Source organism: Acinetobacter sp. 479375 (assembly GCF_000581715.1).
Classification (GTDB): Bacteria; Pseudomonadota; Gammaproteobacteria; order Pseudomonadales; family Moraxellaceae; genus Acinetobacter; species Acinetobacter ursingii.
On record NZ_JEZN01000006.1, the window covers coordinates 87,502 to 104,558 of the forward strand.

General features: G+C 42.6%; 17 protein-coding genes. 11 read left to right on the forward strand and 6 right to left on the reverse strand.

Translation table 11 applies throughout. The features are described from left to right. Nucleotides 1–108: 108 nt before the first annotated feature. From J500_RS07150 to ribA, 3 genes are all read right to left on the reverse strand, one after another. On the reverse strand, nt 109–315 hold the full coding sequence (locus J500_RS07150; RefSeq protein WP_004985269.1) for a hypothetical protein: 207 nt from the start codon (nt 313–315) through the stop codon (nt 109–111). 196 nt (nt 316–511) lie between these two features. After that, complete coding sequence (gene hemF / locus J500_RS07155; RefSeq protein ID WP_034698915.1) at nt 512–1,450, reverse strand: oxygen-dependent coproporphyrinogen oxidase; 939 nt, start codon at nt 1,448–1,450, stop codon at nt 512–514. Nucleotides 1,451–1,577: 127 nt separating this feature from the next. Beyond that, nucleotides 1,578–2,180 carry a GTP cyclohydrolase II gene (ribA, locus tag J500_RS07160; RefSeq protein WP_004985274.1) on the reverse strand — a complete coding sequence of 201 codons (603 nt, stop codon included), beginning with the start codon at nt 2,178–2,180 and terminating at the stop codon, nt 1,578–1,580. A gap of 310 nt (nt 2,181–2,490) precedes the next feature. Between ribA and dxs the strand changes: the two genes are divergently transcribed. From dxs to J500_RS07210, 9 genes are all read left to right on the forward strand, one after another. Beyond that, a complete protein-coding gene (dxs, locus tag J500_RS07165) occupies nt 2,491–4,404 on the forward strand; it encodes a 1-deoxy-D-xylulose-5-phosphate synthase (protein ID WP_034698916.1) in 1,914 nt (637 codons plus the stop codon). A 118-nt stretch (nt 4,405–4,522) separates the two neighbouring features. Then, nucleotides 4,523–5,353, forward strand: a complete 831-nt coding sequence (locus J500_RS07170) for an inositol monophosphatase family protein (RefSeq protein ID WP_004985277.1) — start codon at nt 4,523–4,525, stop codon at nt 5,351–5,353. A 75-nt stretch (nt 5,354–5,428) separates the two neighbouring features. Further along, the gene (locus tag J500_RS17090) at nt 5,429–5,968 is read left to right on the forward strand and encodes a shikimate kinase (protein WP_081402792.1); all 540 of its coding nucleotides are present in this window, start codon (nt 5,429–5,431) and stop codon (nt 5,966–5,968) included. Between the two features lie 379 nt (nt 5,969–6,347). Continuing rightward, nucleotides 6,348–8,447 carry a DEAD/DEAH box helicase gene (locus J500_RS07180; RefSeq protein WP_034698918.1) on the forward strand — a complete coding sequence of 700 codons (2,100 nt, stop codon included), beginning with the start codon at nt 6,348–6,350 and terminating at the stop codon, nt 8,445–8,447. 399 nt (nt 8,448–8,846) lie between these two features. Beyond that, the gene (locus tag J500_RS07190; RefSeq protein WP_004985282.1) at nt 8,847–9,665 is read left to right on the forward strand and encodes an ABC transporter ATP-binding protein; all 819 of its coding nucleotides are present in this window, start codon (nt 8,847–8,849) and stop codon (nt 9,663–9,665) included. After that, nucleotides 9,662–10,441: a lipid asymmetry maintenance ABC transporter permease subunit MlaE gene (gene mlaE / locus J500_RS07195; RefSeq protein ID WP_004985283.1), complete on the forward strand. Its 780-nt coding sequence runs from the start codon at nt 9,662–9,664 to the stop codon at nt 10,439–10,441. The genes J500_RS07190 and mlaE overlap by 4 nt, the downstream gene beginning before the upstream one ends. After that, nucleotides 10,441–11,124, forward strand: coding sequence for an outer membrane lipid asymmetry maintenance protein MlaD (locus J500_RS07200; RefSeq protein WP_004985284.1), 684 nt, complete (start codon nt 10,441–10,443; stop codon nt 11,122–11,124). Before mlaE ends, J500_RS07200 begins: the two co-directional genes overlap by 1 nt. An 18-nt stretch (nt 11,125–11,142) precedes the next feature. Next, on the forward strand, nt 11,143–11,775 hold the full coding sequence (locus J500_RS07205) for an MlaC/ttg2D family ABC transporter substrate-binding protein (RefSeq protein WP_034698920.1): 633 nt from the start codon (nt 11,143–11,145) through the stop codon (nt 11,773–11,775). Nucleotides 11,776–11,788: 13 nt separating this feature from the next. Further along, nucleotides 11,789–12,082, forward strand: a complete 294-nt coding sequence (locus J500_RS07210; RefSeq protein ID WP_004985287.1) for an STAS domain-containing protein — start codon at nt 11,789–11,791, stop codon at nt 12,080–12,082. Between the two features lie 54 nt (nt 12,083–12,136). Here J500_RS07210 and J500_RS07215 read toward each other — a convergent pair whose 3' ends face one another. Continuing rightward, nucleotides 12,137–13,150 carry a CorA family divalent cation transporter gene (locus J500_RS07215; RefSeq protein ID WP_004985290.1) on the reverse strand — a complete coding sequence of 338 codons (1,014 nt, stop codon included), beginning with the start codon at nt 13,148–13,150 and terminating at the stop codon, nt 12,137–12,139. A gap of 157 nt (nt 13,151–13,307) precedes the next feature. On the opposite strand from J500_RS07215, the gene J500_RS07220 reads away from it, so the two are divergent. Further along, nucleotides 13,308–13,892 (forward strand): TIGR00730 family Rossman fold protein, encoded by a 585-nt coding sequence (locus tag J500_RS07220; protein ID WP_010588689.1) that lies wholly within the window; start codon nt 13,308–13,310, stop codon nt 13,890–13,892. 15 nt (nt 13,893–13,907) lie between these two features. Beyond that, entirely contained in the window at nt 13,908–14,333 is a 426-nt protein-coding gene (locus J500_RS07225) for an NUDIX hydrolase (protein ID WP_034698922.1), read from the forward strand. Between the two features lie 6 nt (nt 14,334–14,339). Here the strand turns inward: J500_RS07225 and J500_RS07230 are convergent, their stop codons facing one another. Together J500_RS07230 and recG are read right to left on the reverse strand one after the other, a co-directional pair. Next, on the reverse strand, nt 14,340–14,996 hold the full coding sequence (locus J500_RS07230) for a ComF family protein (protein ID WP_034698923.1): 657 nt from the start codon (nt 14,994–14,996) through the stop codon (nt 14,340–14,342). Beyond that, complete coding sequence (recG, locus tag J500_RS07235; RefSeq protein ID WP_034698925.1) at nt 14,983–17,028, reverse strand: ATP-dependent DNA helicase RecG; 2,046 nt, start codon at nt 17,026–17,028, stop codon at nt 14,983–14,985. Before recG ends, J500_RS07230 begins: the two co-directional genes overlap by 14 nt. Nucleotides 17,029–17,057: the final 29 nt, after the last annotated feature.

Here is a 17,057-nt window from a genome sequence, read left to right on the forward strand (position 1 = left end):
TTTGTGGATGCTTTAAATTTAGGGTATTTGGAGACTATGATTTACAAATAACAAGATGTGTGGAATTTTGCAGGGGGGATATATCGAAGTTTTGATCGTATCGGAATATTATGGATTACAAATGGATTCAATTTCTTCAATGAAGAAAATCACAGCAGCCAAAAATAAACCTATACCAGCAAGCACAGTCACAGAAATCGAAATACTGTCTGAATAAACATTTTCATATTCGATGGTAATACCAGAAGAAATCACTACAGTAGCAATTAAGGCATATAAAACCAGCATACGATGCTTTTCTAAAATGTTAGACATAATATGACCCTTTCATTTTTTTCAAATTAGATCAAAACAATATGAAATCAAGATGACAAACAGTTGCTGCTTTACTGTGTGGGGGCTTTTTTCAATCATGTAATGACATGAACTTTCATGTACTAGCAGCATAACGCATCACGGCAAACATTCAAGAGACGATTTAATAATAAATACTCTCATTTGCAAGTGAATATTACAGTTCTGCTAACCAATCATGAGGTTTTAGATAATAATCAGTGAGTTGCTTCTCAATCGAGTGTTCATCCCATTCCGGACGATAAGACCAAGCGGCAAGATTAGGAAGACTGACTAGAATTGATTCAATTCGTCCGCCTGTTTGTAGACCAAATAACGTACCACGGTCATATACCAGATTGTATTCGACATAGCGGCCACGTCGGTATAACTGAAATTCTCGCTGTGCTTCGGTATAAGGCTGTTCGCGATGTTTCTCAAAAATTGGAAGAATGGCATCGAGATAACCATTGCCAACGGCTTTGATGTAGTTAAAACAAGTGTCAAAATCCCACTGATTTAAGTCATCAAAAAATAAACCACCAATGCCACGTTGTTCATCGCGATGTTTCAAATAAAAATAATCATCACACCATTTTTTATGTTCAGCATAAACATGTTCACCAAAAGGCTGACACAAATCAAAAGCAGTTTGATGCCAATGTTTAATGTCTTCGTCATCTGGATAAAACGGCGTTAAATCAAAACCACCACCAAACCACCAGATCGGTTCCTGACCTTCAGGTTCAGCCACGAATAAACGGACATTGGCATGAGAGGTGGGAATATTGGGGTTTTTAGGATGAATCACCAATGACATGCCTAATGCTTGCGCTTTGGCACCTGCGATATTGGGATGACGCTGTGTCGCAGAAGCGGGGAGTTGGCGAATATCAATATGTGAAAACATCACGCCGCCTTTTTCGATCACTTCTCCGTCTTGCAAAACACGAGAGCGTCCGCCGCCACCTTCTGCACGTTGCCAGTCATCAATCATAAATTGTGCAGAACCGCCGCCGCGTTGTTCTTGTTGTTCTAAGGCAGCACAAATCCGTGCCTGTAGGTCGAGTAAAAATTCACGTACTCGTAGAATATCAGCCGAAGTTGGATGCTGCATGATGACCTCAAATGACCTTATTTTCTTTAGATGAAGCATAAAGAAAGCGTGAGAATAAGTAAAAAAAGGATTTTATTCAGTCAATGAATAAAATCCCTTGCAATGTAAATGCGAGAATAACGTGAAATTAGAAATCATCTTTTTTATATAAATGATCCATACGTTCGCGTTTGGTCTTTAAATAATGTTCATTAAATGGGTTACGTCCAACCGTGAGTGGAACACGCTCAACTACATTGATCCCCAAATCAGTCAAGGCTTTTAACTTCAGAGGATTATTGGTGATTAATTTAACTGCTTTGACCTGCAAATGATCCAGCATAATGGTACACATATCATAGTGACGTGCATCCGCAGGAAGATTCAATAAAAGATTGGCATCGACTGTGTCGTGTCCCTGATCTTGTAAGGCATAAGCACGGATTTTATTGGTCAATCCAATACCACGGCCTTCCTGACGCAAATATAAAATAACGCCTTTACCCGTATCATTAATGAGCTGTTGTGTTGCTTGCAACTGCGGGCCGCAATCACATTTGAGTGAGGCAAAAGCATCTCCCGTGAGACACTCAGAGTGAATACGCACTAGCACAGGTTCATTCGGCGCACTTTCTAAACCTTTGGATAATGCGACATGCTCTTCACCCGTTTCAGGATCTTGAAACACCGAAATATTGAAGTCACCAAACTTGGTCGGGAGTTTTGACGTTGCGACAAATTCGATAGCCACTAATTACATATCTCATCAGGAAAACGGCTAAAGTATAGCGTACTGGTCATATATTGGTAGAATTGAACTGCTGAATTTATGCATAATAATTTCTTTTTTGTATAATGCACACGATAATAGTTGATAAACAGTAAGATTATTCTGGATAATCTAGCCAACCACGCCGCAGGGAAAATTTCCATGCGACCATGTTAGAAATGTGGCTGATTGAAGGTGACTTTAAATTCGATAAGATTATGATGTCATTCATCATATCGAATCCCATTTACCCAGCTTAGGATTTGCCAGGCTTAAAAAGGCTTTGCCACATATGTTGTATACCGAAATACCAACTCAACGCCCTGTTACGCCATTGTTAGATGAAGTTGATCATCCACAACAATTACGTCAGCTCGAGCAAGGCCAATTGACTCAAGTGGCTGATGAGTTGCGTCAGTTTATTTTATATGCGGCAGGACAAAGTGGCGGGCACTTTGGCGCAAATTTAGGTGTGATCGAGCTGACTGTTGCGCTTCATTATAGTTTTAATACCCCGCATGATCGTTTGATCTGGGATGTGGGTCATCAGGCTTATCCGCACAAAGCATTGACGGGACGTCGTGAACAATTGACCACGATTCGTGCGCAGCATGGTCTGGCTGCATTTCCTGCGCGTGAAGAATCTGTATTTGATACTTTTGGTGTTGGGCATTCTTCGACTGCAATTTCGGCAGGCTTGGGTATGTCACTTGCGCGCCGTTATCAGCAAAATCCATGCGAAGTGGTGTGTATCGTAGGTGATGGCGCTATGACCGCAGGTATGGCTTTTGAAGCCATGAATGATGCTGTGGCACATGATGCAGATCTAATTGTGGTTTTAAATGACAACGACATGTCCATCTCCTGTAGCACAGGTGGTTTTGCCAAACATTTGGCAGCCATTTGGGAACATGGCCATTCAGTCAATATCAATGACGAGGGTGAGGCTTATGTACAGCCGCATCCACAATGGACATATAATTCACGATTACATCAGTCTGCTACTGATGCCGCAGATAACTTATTTAAAGCCATTGGCTTTGATTATTTTGGCCCTTTTGATGGGCATGATGTCGAACAACTGGTCAATGTTTTCAATGCGCTGAAAAAACGTAAAGGACCTCGTCTGGTTCATGTCTATACTAAAAAAGGCAAAGGATTTAAGCCTGCCGAAGCTGACCCGATCACCTATCATGCCATTACCAAAATTGCACCAGTCGCGACTGCGGCAGCAAAAAAATTACCTCCAAAATATTCTGATGTCTTTGGGCAATGGTTATGTGATCAAGCGGAACAGGATGATCGACTTTTAGCGATTACCCCCGCGATGTGTGAAGGGTCGGGCATGGTTAAATTTGCCAAGCAATATCCTGAACGTTTCTTTGATGTAGCGATCGCTGAGCAACATGCAGTCACTTTGGCTGCGGGCATGGCGTGTGAAGGCTTAAAACCAGTTTTGGCAATTTACTCGACCTTTTTGCAACGCGGTTATGATCAACTGATTCACGATGTAGCTTTACAGAATCTGGATGTGACTTTTGGTATTGATCGTGCGGGTTTAGTGGGTGAAGATGGCCCAACGCATGCAGGTGCCTATGATTATGCCTATATGCGTACCGTGCCAAACATGGTGATCATGGCACCTAAAGATGAAAATGAATGTCGCCAAATGCTACATACTGCGTACTTACATCATGGGCCTGCTGCTGTGCGTTACCCACGTGGTAATGGAGTTGGCGTTGAAATTCAACAAACATTGACCGCGCTCGAAATAGGCAAAGCTGAAATTGTGGCTGAATATCATGCTGAATATGATGAACAAATTAGCATTCTAGCCTTTGGTAGTCGTGTGACGGCAGCTATTGAAGCGGCTATTCAACTCAGCAAAATGCATGATATTGGGGTACGTGTCATCAATATGCGTTTTGTGAAGCCGTTGGATGAACAAATCATTCGTGATTTCGCAGAAAAAACCAGTTTATTTGTGACAGTTGAAGAGCATGCGGTTATGGCTGGTGCAGGCAGTGCCGTAAATGAGTTTTTGGCCAAAGCACAAATCTTGAAACCAATACTGAACTTAGGCTTAGCTGATAGTTTTCTGGCTCAAGCCACACATGCACAGATGTTACAGAACTGTGGGCTAGATGCGGAAGGTATCCAGAAAGCCATAGAAAAAGTGTGGTTAAAGCTTGTACAGACAGCTTAAATTCTTCAGTTAAAAAAATCCTAACATTTTTTACCCAAAAGCGCGCTAATTTGATAGAATCTGCGCGCTTTCATGCATTATTCTTTGTCAAAATCTTCAAACTTGTAGTGGGTGTTCAATGGAACCTATGGTGGTCATGGCTGCGCGTGCAGCTCAATTAGTTGGTCAAGAGCTTTTAAAAGCACATCAAAATCGTCATAAGCTCGATCTACAAGTTGAAGAAAAAGGCATTGAAGGTCCAGTAACACGTGTTGACCGTTATTTAGAACAACTGACCATTGATACTTTACGTAAAAGTTATAAGAACCACAGCTTTCTAGGTGAAGAGTTTGGCCTACAAGAAGGCAAGGGTCATGATGCTGATTGGTGTTGGGTGATTGACCCATTAGATGGCACACAAAACTTTATCAACGGTTTTCCACATTTTTGTATATCTATTGCTGTGCAACATAAAGGCATTACCCAACATGGTGTGATTTACGATCCAGTTCGCGATGAATTATTTTCAGCGAGTCGTGGTCGTGGTGCTGTGATGAATCAGCGCCGTATCCGTGTCAATGTCCGTGACAATCTAGAAAATGCTTTCTTAGCAGTGGGTCATCCGTATCGTGCGATGCGTAATGGCGAAGTGGTATCTTATGCCGAGCAACATTTTGCTTCATTGCTAGCAGTGACTCAAGCGGGAGCGCATATTCGTCGTGCAGGTTCTGCTGCGTTAGATTTGGCTTATGTTGCTGCGGGTCGTTTTGATGGCTTCTTTGAAGTAGGTCTAAAACCGTGGGATATAGCTGCGGGTGAATTGATTGTCAAAGAAGCAGGCGGTGTTGTGGTCGATGCCCGTGGTGGCAATGATTCAATGGAAAATGGTCAGGTTCTGGCATCTTCATTAAAAATGTTAAAGCCATTGATGCAAACGGTTGTACCTGCATGGGGCGAAATGGCGAAGTAAGCTGAATCGATGCATTAAAAAAGCTCTCATGAAAATTTGAGGGCTTTTTTTATAATAAGAGAAATAGATAAAGTCATGATGATTTATTTGATTGGTCCAGGTGGAGCTGGAAAAACAACAACTGCACAGTTGTTAGCATCACAACTTGGCTGGGATTGTTTTGATCTGGATTTATACTTTATGCAAACTGTGGGCGATATTTCCACATATATTGACCAATTTGGTTATGCATATTATGCACAAAAAAATATTGAGTGTTACTTAACCATAATGCATAAGGTTCATCAAAAAGGAAGTAATGTAATTGTGGTCTGCTCTTCTGGTTTTATGACTTATCCAGAAGACATTCATTTAAATTATTTAGAGCTCAAAACGCAAATACTTGAACATTCTTTAACTTTTGTATTGCTTCCTTCGTTAAGTTTTGAAATTTGTGTGCAGGAAATTGTCAAAAGACAAATGAATCGACCCTATTTAAAAGCCTCAGCAGAGAAAGAACGCAATAAAATAATACAGAGATTTCATATTTATTCTCAATTACCCTGTCAAATCATGCTTACAGATGTACAGCCATTACAAGTGGTAAATAATATTAAAAACAATTTGAATCAATAGCTTATATTTTTTATGCAATTGTTTATTGCAGAGAGTGAGTCAACTTGTTTGATTTTATGTAAAAACCTATTAAAAAAGGTGACTTTTAAAAACTTTCTGTTATACTCTCGCCACGCACTTAAATTTCCGTTCATTACCTGAACATTCTGTTCTATTCATTGTATGCGCACGCCGTCCATAGAGAGGACCATTCATTGCGCCCAAATCGCTCAGCGATTCTTCAGGTTCCGGCCGTAATCATGCGTGCGTATAGTCTACATCGTCGTTATTCGGATTGCTGTTGAATATAAACTATTCAGCCTAAGATGCCGTGCCGCCTTTTGTCGATGTCCATATTTGTATTTATTAAAATGGAGCACCCACCAGGGTGAAACTCTCTATGAGCAAAACTTTTGCCGATTTCTCTCTACACGAATCTTTACAACAAGCACTACAGGACCTTGGTTTCACTTCACCAACCCCTGTGCAAGAACAAGCGATTCCAGCTGCTATTGAAGGTAAAGACCTTTTAGTATCAAGCCAAACTGGTTCTGGTAAAACAGCAGCATTTTTATTACCAACATTACATGCACTTGCTGGTCAGGACACTTTTGTTCCGTTTAAAGAACGCATGAAAGCAGTAACTCAACCGAATATTTTAGTGATTTCACCAACACGTGAATTGGCTCAACAAGTCAGTCAAGATGCGATTGCATTTGTACGTCACATGAAAGGTGTTCGTATCGCTGCGATTATGGGTGGTATGCCATTTGCAAAACAAATTCAACAATTAAAAGGCGCGCAAGTAGTGGTTGCTACTCCAGGTCGTTTGTTGGATTTGGTCAATCGTCGTCAAATTAAATTAGATAAAGTAGATGCTTTGATTGTCGATGAAGCGGATCGTATGCTTGATCTTGGTTTCTCTGAAGATTTGGAAGCCATTAGCGAATTAGCTGCAAACCGTAAACAAACGTTGATGTTCTCTGCAACATTTGCTGATCGTATCATCCGTCTTGCTGAATGCATGATGCAAGATCCAATGCGTATTGCGATTGAGACAGGCCATTCAACCAATACTGACATTACCCAGACTTTACACTGGACAGATGGCTTTGAGCATAAGAAAAAATTGCTGACTCACTGGTTAAGTGATGAAAATCTAGATCAGGCTGTGGTGTTTGCAAGCACACAAGAAGACACAGACATGCTAGCTGAAGAACTTGCTGAAGCAGGTCATTCAGTGGTTGCACTTCATGGTGCGATGCCACAAACCGTGCGTAACCGCCGTTTGCGTAGCATTCGTGAAGGTAAAGCTAAAATCTTGGTTGCGACTGACGTTGCTGCGCGTGGTTTAGACGTACCGACTATTTCTCACGTGATTAACTTTGGCTTGCCAATGAAACACGAAGATTATGTGCATCGTATCGGTCGTACAGGTCGTGCAGGTCGTACAGGTCAGGCGATTACTTTAGCAACTTATCGTGAGCGCGGTAAAATTCGTGCCCTTGAAGATTATTTAGAAGCGCGTTTGAGCGTTTCTGAAATCGAAGGCTTAGAGCCATCTCCACCTCCTGCGCGTTCAGGTCGTGATGGCGGTGGTCGTGGTCGCGGTGGTAACGGTGGTGGTCGTCGTGAAGGCGGTCGCGGTGGTTTTGGTAGCGGTCGTCGTTTTGAAGGCGAAAGCAACTTTAAACGTCGTGAAGGTGGTCGTGATGATCGTCCGCGTCGTAGCTTCGATGATAAACCACGTGGTGAACGTCCTGCATTCGGTGGTGAAGATCGTCCGCGTCGCGAGTTCAATTCTGACCGTCCACGTCGTGAAGGCGGTTTTGAAGATCGTCCAAAACGTAGCTTCGGTGGTGAAGATCGTCCGCGCCGCGAATTCAATTCTGACCGTCCACGTCGTGAAGGCGGTTTTGAAGATCGTCCAAAACGTAGCTTCGGTGGTGAAGATCGTCCGCGCCGCGAATTCAATTCTGACCGTCCACGTCGTGAAGGCGGTTTTGAAGATCGTCCAAAACGTAGCTTCGGTGGTGAAGATCGTCCGCGCCGCGAATTCAATTCTGACCGTCCACGTCGTGAAGGCGGTTTTGAAGATCGTCCAAAACGTAGCTTCGGTGGTGAAGATCGTCCGCGCCGCGAATTCAATTCTGACCGTCCACGTCGTGAAGGTGGTTTTAATGATAAACCGCGTTTCGAATCAAATGATGACAACCGTGGTAATCGCGTAGATTACAAACCACGTCGTGAGGGTGGTTTCGGTGATCGTCCAAAACGTGATTTTGGTGATCGTCCAGCACGTCGCGAAGGTGGTTTTGGTGACCGTCCACAACGCTCATTTGGTGAAGATCGTCCAAAGCGTAGTTTTGGCGGTGAAGATCGTCCTAAACGTACTTTTGGTGGTGAAGACCGTCCAAAACGTTTCGGTGATGACCGTCCGCGTCGTGGTGTAAACGAAGAAAACTTTGGTCGTGACCGTTCACGTAAAAATGATCGTTAAGATTTAATTTCTGAAGTTATTTTAAAGCCGATGCTTTTATGCATCGGCTTTTTCTTGTAATAAAACTATCAAAAAATATATAATATGAGAACTGTATCAGGTTTTTATTGTAAAAATGAAAGAAAAAAAGGATCTTAATGTAAAATTCTTGTCCCGATTACGTCATTTCAATTTGCGCAAACTTGGCGCAGCGCTAGTAATTGGGAATGCTTTATATTTTTCTTATAGTATCTACGTTCACCATGATATTTCGCCGCAAGCACTTGCAATGCAAGATCATCAAAATAACAGTATTCAGCTCATCAAGTAATTGGTCGTTTCATTGTTAAATAACAAGAATTTCATAAACGTTCAGTGCTATATTATATGAGCTTAAAATATGCAGGAACATATACTGCTATGAATAATTCGATACTTTCGACAGCTCAGCCACTGATTGAAGTGAAAAATCTGAGTTTTAATCGAGGGGAGCGCGTCATCTATGACAATGTTGATTTAACCATTCGACGTGGACAAATTACAGGCATCATGGGACCATCAGGCACAGGAAAAACAACACTATTACGTTTAATTGGGGGACAATTAACCCCAGATCGTGGTGAGGTTCTGCTTGATGGTAAGGATATTGCCAGCATGTCTCGTCAAGAGTTATTTGCTGCACGGGCACGTATGGGTATGCTGTTTCAAAGTGGCGCACTCTTTACCGATATGTCTGTCTATGAAAACGTGGCATTTCCAATCCGTGCGCATACCCATTTACCAGAACATTTAATCGCTGAATTAGTCGGACTTAAATTAGAATCCGTCGGTTTGCGCGGTGCAGAACACTTGATGCCAACAGAACTGTCAGGCGGGATGAATCGTCGTGTGGCTCTAGCACGAGCCATTGCCCTTGATCCAGATTTGATCATGTATGATGAACCTTTTGCGGGTCAGGATCCGATTGTAAAAGGAGTGTTGACGCGATTGATCCGTTCACTCCGTGAAGCATTAGATCTAACCACGATAATTGTGTCTCATGATGTTGCTGAAACACTTGAAATTTCAGATTATATTTATGTGATTGCCGAAGGTAAAATTCAGGGTGAGGGGACACCTGAACAATTACAGGCTTCAGCTTCACCTTTTGTAAAACAGTTTTTGACAGGCTCTGCCGAAGGACCCGTTGAATATCAATTTAGCCATCAAGCATATTTAAGTAACGAGGTACATCCATGAATGCGATTGCCTGGTTAGGTCGACTCGTGATTGAGCGGGTACGTGGAATTGGTGACGCAACGGTAATGTTGCTACAAATTATCTTTTCTTTGCCGTCTGCGGGTGGTTTTGGTCGATTTATCTACCAAATGTACCGTGTTGGCGTCATGTCCTTACTCATCATCGCTGTATCTGGGTTATTTATTGGGGCTGTTCTTGGCTTGCAGATGTATAACATTTTGGTTACTTTTGGTAGTGAGGCCATGCTAGGCACCGCAATTGCACTGACCTTGTTGCGTGAGCTTGCACCTGTTGTAGCAGCGTTATTATTTGCAGGACGTGCAGGCTCTGCGCTAACTGCTGAAATTGGTCTGATGAAAGCCACAGAGCAACTTTCCAGTATGGAAATGATTGGGGTTGATCCATTAAAACGTGTGGTTTCGCCTAGATTATGGGCTGGGATTGTGAGTTTACCGATGCTCTCAATTATATTTGCTGCGATTGGTATTTTTGGCGGTAAAGTCGTCGGCGTCGATTTTTTGGGTGCGGATGATGGTTCATTTTGGAGTGGCATGCAAAGCTCGATTCAGTTTATGCATGACATTTTTAATGGAACCGTGATTAAAAGTATTGTATTTGCTCTGATTTGTACATGGATTGCGGTTTATCAGGGCTATGCCTGTGAACCGACTTCAGAAGGTATTGCGACATCAACCACTCGTACAGTGGTGTATTCATCGCTGTGTGTTTTAGGTTTTGACTTTGTGTTGACTGCGGTCATGTTCGGAGGTGTTTAATGAAATCACGTACTAGTGAGCTGGCCGTAGGGATTTTTGTCATTATCTTTGGCGTGGCCTTGTTCTTTTTGGCGATGAAAGTCAGTGGTCTGGTTGGAACCAATTTAAATGACAGTTATCACATGACGGCGCGTTTTGATAATGTGAATGGTCTTAAACCACGTGCTAAAGTCACCATGAGTGGCGTAACTGTCGGACGGGTTGAATCGATTACGCTTGATCCTGTGACTCGTTTGGCGACTGTTGATTTTGATCTGGATGGAAAATTGACCTCATTCAATGCAGAACAGCTCAAGGCGGTTCAACAAAATGCTTTGGATGAGTTACGTTACAGTTCTGATTATACGCAAGCCAATGCTGCGCAACAAAAAGAAATGGAACAGAAACTGATTGCCAACATGAAATCCATCACTAATATTGATGAAGATGCTTATATAATGATAGCAACCAACGGTTTATTAGGTGAAAAGTATCTTAAAATTGTACCAGGTGGTGGATTTAACTATTTAAAACGTGGTGAAAATATTACCAATACTCAAGGTACAATGGATCTTGAAGATCTGATTAGTAAGTTTATTACTGGTGGTGCCAATAAATCATCATCGGGTGGCTCGGCAGAAGACTCGGCGTCACAGCCACAGGCGGCTGCATCCAATAGTGCCGAACCTTCTTTTACTGAGTAATTTTAAGGAGCGATTCTTGTGAAGACGTTGTTCAAACAAACCCTTACTGCAAGTGTATTATCCACTCTTCTTGCGGGTACTGCATTTGCTGCGCCAGCAGAAGCGCCACCAGCATTTATTAAACGTGTTGCCGATAATTTTATTTCGCGTTTACAGGCAGATCATGCCAAGCTGCAAAACAATCCGACTGCTGTAAAAGCAATTGTACGTCAAAATCTTGATCCATATATTGATTCGCAAGCCTTTACCCGCATTGTGATGGGAACTTATGCGACCAATCAAAACAGTACCGCGGCGCAACGTGCGCAGTTTGAAAAGAATTTCCGTGAAACTTTGATTGAAAACTATGGTACTGCGTTTGCAAAATATAGTAATCAAAGCTATACCATACGCCCTTATAAAGAAACGGGTAGTCGTAACCCTGTGGTGACGATTGATTTTAGTAACAAAGGCGACAAGATTCCTGTTTCTTTCCAGCTTACCGATGCTGGCAGTCAGTGGAAAATTCGTAATATCAATGTGTCTGGTATTGATTTAGGTTTGCAATTCCGTAACCAGTTTGCTGCAACGGTACAGCGTAATGGTGGTAATTTGGACAAAGCCATTGCCAACTTTAAGCCAGATGCTGATGCGGCTGTAAACAAAAAATAAGTGAAGGTTTATTGTGATTGAAATCGTCGATCAGCACTTGGTGCTATCAGGAAAGATTGATTTTGACAATGCGCAGACGGTTTATCAGGATGGTCTGCGTTTGATTCAACAACATCAACACTTTCCTTTGGTGGTGAATTTAAGCCAATTACAGCATGGCAGTACTTTGGCATTGGCGGTTTTGGTGCAATGGCTAAGAAAAACACCAAATGCACAAGGGTTACATTTTCAGGATGTACCAGAAAAAATGCTCAAAATTATCCAGTCTTGTCATTTACAGGATGATTTAACCCTGCTGCACAGCTAATTAAATTTCAATAAAAAAGCACCGAATCTCGGTGCTTTTTTTATATCGATAATTTTAAACCCATTTCTTCCAGCGGAAGTACATCATTGGACCGACAAATGAAACCATCAAAATTGCTGCAACAATTAAAAAACTCAAAGCACCATGGGCAAAGGGTAACTCCGTTGTATTCATCCCATAGATACTAGCAATCAACATCGGTGGCGCAAGCATACTCGGTAAAATCGAGAATCGACGAATGGTGTCGTTCTGCTCGGTATTAATGAATCCAGATGTAGTATCGAGCAAGAAACGAACTTTCTGGAATAAAAAGGCATCATGTTCGACCAGTGAGCGAACGTCTTCACTCAACTCGCGAATGTCCGCATCATAAATATGACTGCCCAAAGCACGTGGACGAGATAAAAAGGTCAGGACACGACGTAAATCAATCAGACACAGTTGCGCTTTACCCAGTACGTCTTCTTGTTGTGCCAGACGGGTAATCATGTCATCCAGATCTAAAATCTTTTCACGATGATGGTTATTCAGCACTTCTGTAGAATATTTTTCCAAGTCTTTGTGGATATCTTCGAGAATATCCGCAAGCTCATCCAGTTTAGCTTCGAGTAAACCGAGTAAAATCCAAGTCGGATCTTTATAATCCATGTCATAGTCGTTACGTCGTGCACGGGCACGAAATGCACGAAACGCCACCAGCTTTTCACCACGCATGGTAAATAGCCGATCTTTATGTAAAATAAATGCGACCGTTTGTACCGTTGCTAAGATATGACTGGTGTCTTCATTATCGCCATCGACCTGATAATTTTTATTTTTCGTTAAAAAATAGGTACTGATATGCAAAATGCCATCATCATCGCGGTAAAATCGGGCAGAGGATGAAATGTCTTCAAGTGACTTGAGGGTGGGTAGATTTCGGTCATAGGCATCAATGACCCATTGTTGCTCTTCTTGAGAGGGTGCAATTAAATCGATCCAGACCAGATCCTGATGTAGATCAAAACCACCATTAATGGTTGCATCTTCAAGGCTACCGCGCTCTGTGGCGTAAAAGGCTTCAAGCATAATGTCTTTTCTCCCTTGCGCAGTATGGATAAATTTGATGGGTGTATTTTAGACAAGGATTCACTTAAAAACACTCATTGTTGTCGTTTTTTCTGAAAAAATCTTGCTAAAGCTTATATTGTAAGCATGACAGCTTAAAAACATGGTTAAAAGTTTTATGAATTCAATTTGTATTTTTTGTGGTTCAGCAGTTGGGAATGATCCTTTATTTTTACAAGCCGCTCAGTTGACAGGTGAAACCATTGCCAGACAGGGCAAAACACTGGTGTATGGCGGTGGTCGTTCAGGACTGATGGGTGTGGTTGCAGATAGTGCCTTGCAGGCAGGCGGCCGTGTGATTGGAGTCATTCCTACCGCTTTGGTTGATCGTGAATTGGCCCATCCCAATCTAACTGAATTGCATATCGTAAAAAATATGCACGAGCGTAAAACCAAAATGGCTGAACTTTCGGATGGTTTTATTGCTTTGCCAGGCGGAGCAGGCACACTGGAAGAAATTTTTGAACAATGGACGTGGTCACAGTTGGGAATTCATCAAAAACCCTGTGCTTTTTTAAATATTCAGGGTTTTTATGATGATTTACTCAAAATGATTCAAGGAACAGTAGAGCGAGGCTTTACTCAGTCGCGTTTTGTCGAGAAGTTAATTGCATCAGATCAGATTGATGTGATTTTAAATGCCTTTGAGCATTATCAACCTGCCGCGCCGAAGTGGGGTGCACAAACGCAAGTTCATCCTTAACATTGAGACAGCGCTGTGGAAAAAGTTGATGTGAAAAAAAGCACTGCCAAGAGAATTACCGTTGCCGCAGCGATTATCTTAAATGAGGCAGGTGAGCTCTTGGTGGTGCGTAAGAAAAATACTCATGTATTTATGCAGGTGGGCGGTAAGTTAGAGGCAAATGAGCCGCCTGAACAAGCGATTGCAAGAGAAATCAAAGAGGAAATTGGCTGTGATATTCAGATTGATCAGTTTATTGGATGTTTTGAAACAGCAACGGCCAATGAGCCTGATCATCAATTGGTAAGTTATGTTTATTTGGCGCAATTAAAGCAGACGCCGCAGATTGCAGCCGAGATTGCCGAAATGAAATGGGTTACGCTAGATGATCAAGTTACAGCACTTGCACCATTAACACGTGAAGTGGTGATGCCTTGGTGTCGAAAGTATTTAAAGATTTAGCGATTTTTAAGTTTTGGCGTTTTGATTTGTTGCTGCTGCAATACAACATGCGTAAATCTGCTGGCATCCTAATTGTTGTAATGCTTGATGCAAGGCATAAATTGAGCTGCCAGTCGTGACGACATCATCAATGATCAAGACTTTTCTGTAGCGAATTTGGGGTTTCTCTAACAGAACAAACTGCTGTTCTATGCCTTGAATCCGCTCTATTCGATTCAGTCCTTTTTGAGAATGTTGTTCAAGCCGATGAATCGGCTGCCAGACGGGAAGATTGAGTTTCTTTGCCAGTTGTTGTGCCAAGAGCAAAGATTGATTATAACCGCGTTCGATCAAACGTGCCTCTGAGATCGGCATGGGCACAATCGCCTGAACTTTAGGATATTTCATCTGGGCAAGGAGTTGATCGAGTAAGGGCTGGTGATGTAATTTTTGTTCGTATTTAAACTGCTGTAAAATACGATCGATCGGATAATCATAGTAACAGGCCGCCATGATCTGTAATTCATGCCGATGGATCGGTTGTTTCAGCCAAGGCAATTGCTGCCAGCAACTTTTACATAGAACATAATGCTTTAAACGTGGACTGGATTTACACAGACGGCAGGGTAAAAGTTTTTGTCCAAGCTGTTGCATGGAGGCTTTAATATCATCAAACATAGGCATAGCGCGGCGCCTCGGGTAACCAGCGTTTAAGTAATGCATCAGCTTGTTTTGGATAATTTTTTAAAATCTGTTCTGCCACATAATGTGCTTGTGTCAGCAAATGATCATCACGCTCCAGACGTGCCACGCGAAAGCCCATATCACCTGTTTGTTTGGTTCCTAATAATTCTCCAGGACCGCGGATTTCCAGATCTTTTTCCGCAATCACAAAACCATCGTTACTTTCTCTTAAAATGGATAATCTTTCATGTCCATTTTGCGATAAAGGTGTTTTATAAAGTAAGGCACAAAAACTGGCGGTTGCACCGCGCCCAACCCGACCACGTAATTGATGGAGTTGGGAGAGTCCAAGTCGTTCAGCATTTTCAATGACCATAATCGAGGCATTGGGAACATCTACGCCAACTTCAATCACGGTCGTCGCAATCAATAATTGCAACTGATTGTCCTTAAATGCTTGCATGACACTTTGTTTTTCATCAGCTTTCATTTTGCCGTGAACCAGTCCGATATTCAGTTCGGGAAAGCGTTCTTTAATTTCCTGATAGGTGGCTTCGGCGGCTTGAGCATCTAGGGTTTCCGACTGTTCGACCAGTGTACACACCCAGTAGGCCTGTTTGCCCTCACGGCAATTACTGGCGATTCGTTGCAGTACGTGTTCGCGCCGATCGAGTGGAATAGTGACAGTTTGAATTGGGGTACGTCCCGGCGGGAGTTCATCAATGATGGAGGTATCCAGATCGCCATAGGCACTCATGGCTAAGGTGCGTGGAATCGGGGTGGCTGTCATCACCAACTGATGTGGTGTAAGTTGATCATTCCCTTTATTGCGAAGTGCCAAACGTTGATCGACCCCAAATCGATGTTGTTCATCAATAATCACCAAACCTAATTTAGCGAATTCAACGGTATCCTGAAATAACGCATGAGTACCCACTACCAATTGTGCTTCACCAGTTTTAATAGTTAGTTCAGCCTGTGTACGAGCCTTCCCTTTTTGTTTTCCAGACAGCCACGCGACTTGTATTCCTAGTGGTTCAAACCAGCGTTTAAAATTTAGATAATGTTGCTCGGCCAAAATTTCAGTCGGTGCCATTAGCGCAACTTGCCATCCTGCTTCTAATGTATGACAAGCAGCGACAGCGGCAACCAATGTTTTGCCTGCGCCGACATCACCTTGTACCAAGCGTAGCATGGGTTTGTTTTGCTTGAGATCGGTGACGATTTCTTTGGACACTCGTTTTTGGGCCTGTGTCATTTCAAAGGGTAATTGGGCGAGTAAGGCTTTGGCAAGGGTCTTGCTTGGACTAAAACTGGGAGAAGCAATTTGTCGAATATAGGCACGTCGGGTGAGTAAACTGACCTGATGTGCGACCAGTTCTTCAAAAATCAGTCGTTGCTGTGCGGGATGTGAACCTTGTGCCAATTGCTGCATATTGGCATCGACAGGCGGTTCATGGATATACTGTAAAGCTTGTTTCAGCGCATAACCATTGGTGTATTGTTCAGGCAATAATTCTGGTAAATGATCGCTGTATTGTCTGAGTGCCTGTTTGACATATTCACGCAGTTTGGGCTGAGTCAGTCCTTCTGTACTGGGATAAATTGCAGTGAGCTGAGTTTTAGGTAAAGCGCTATGATCAGTGACCAGTTGTATTTCAGGATGATACATCTCCAAACCGCGCGCGCCGACTCGAACTTCCCCAAAAACACGTAAACGATGACCTGCTTTTAACTTATCAGTCAGATTTTTATAAATATGATAAAAGCGTAAGGTAACTTTACCTGAGTCATCTTGCAGTAAAGCGGCCAGAGATTTACGTTTTCCAGGTGGAAAGTCCAGAGCTTTGACTTCACCCTCAAGCAAATAGCTGCGTCCCACCACCAGTTGGTTCATGGGAATGACCGTGCTACGATCTTCATAGTCACGCGGCAGGTGAAACAGAAGATCATCGGTGGTGAAAATATTAAGTTTTTCCAAAAGTGCAGCGGCAGCACCACCGACACCCTGTAACTGCTGGACTGAAGTCATATCTCTCCAAGTCAGGACCCTTTACATCA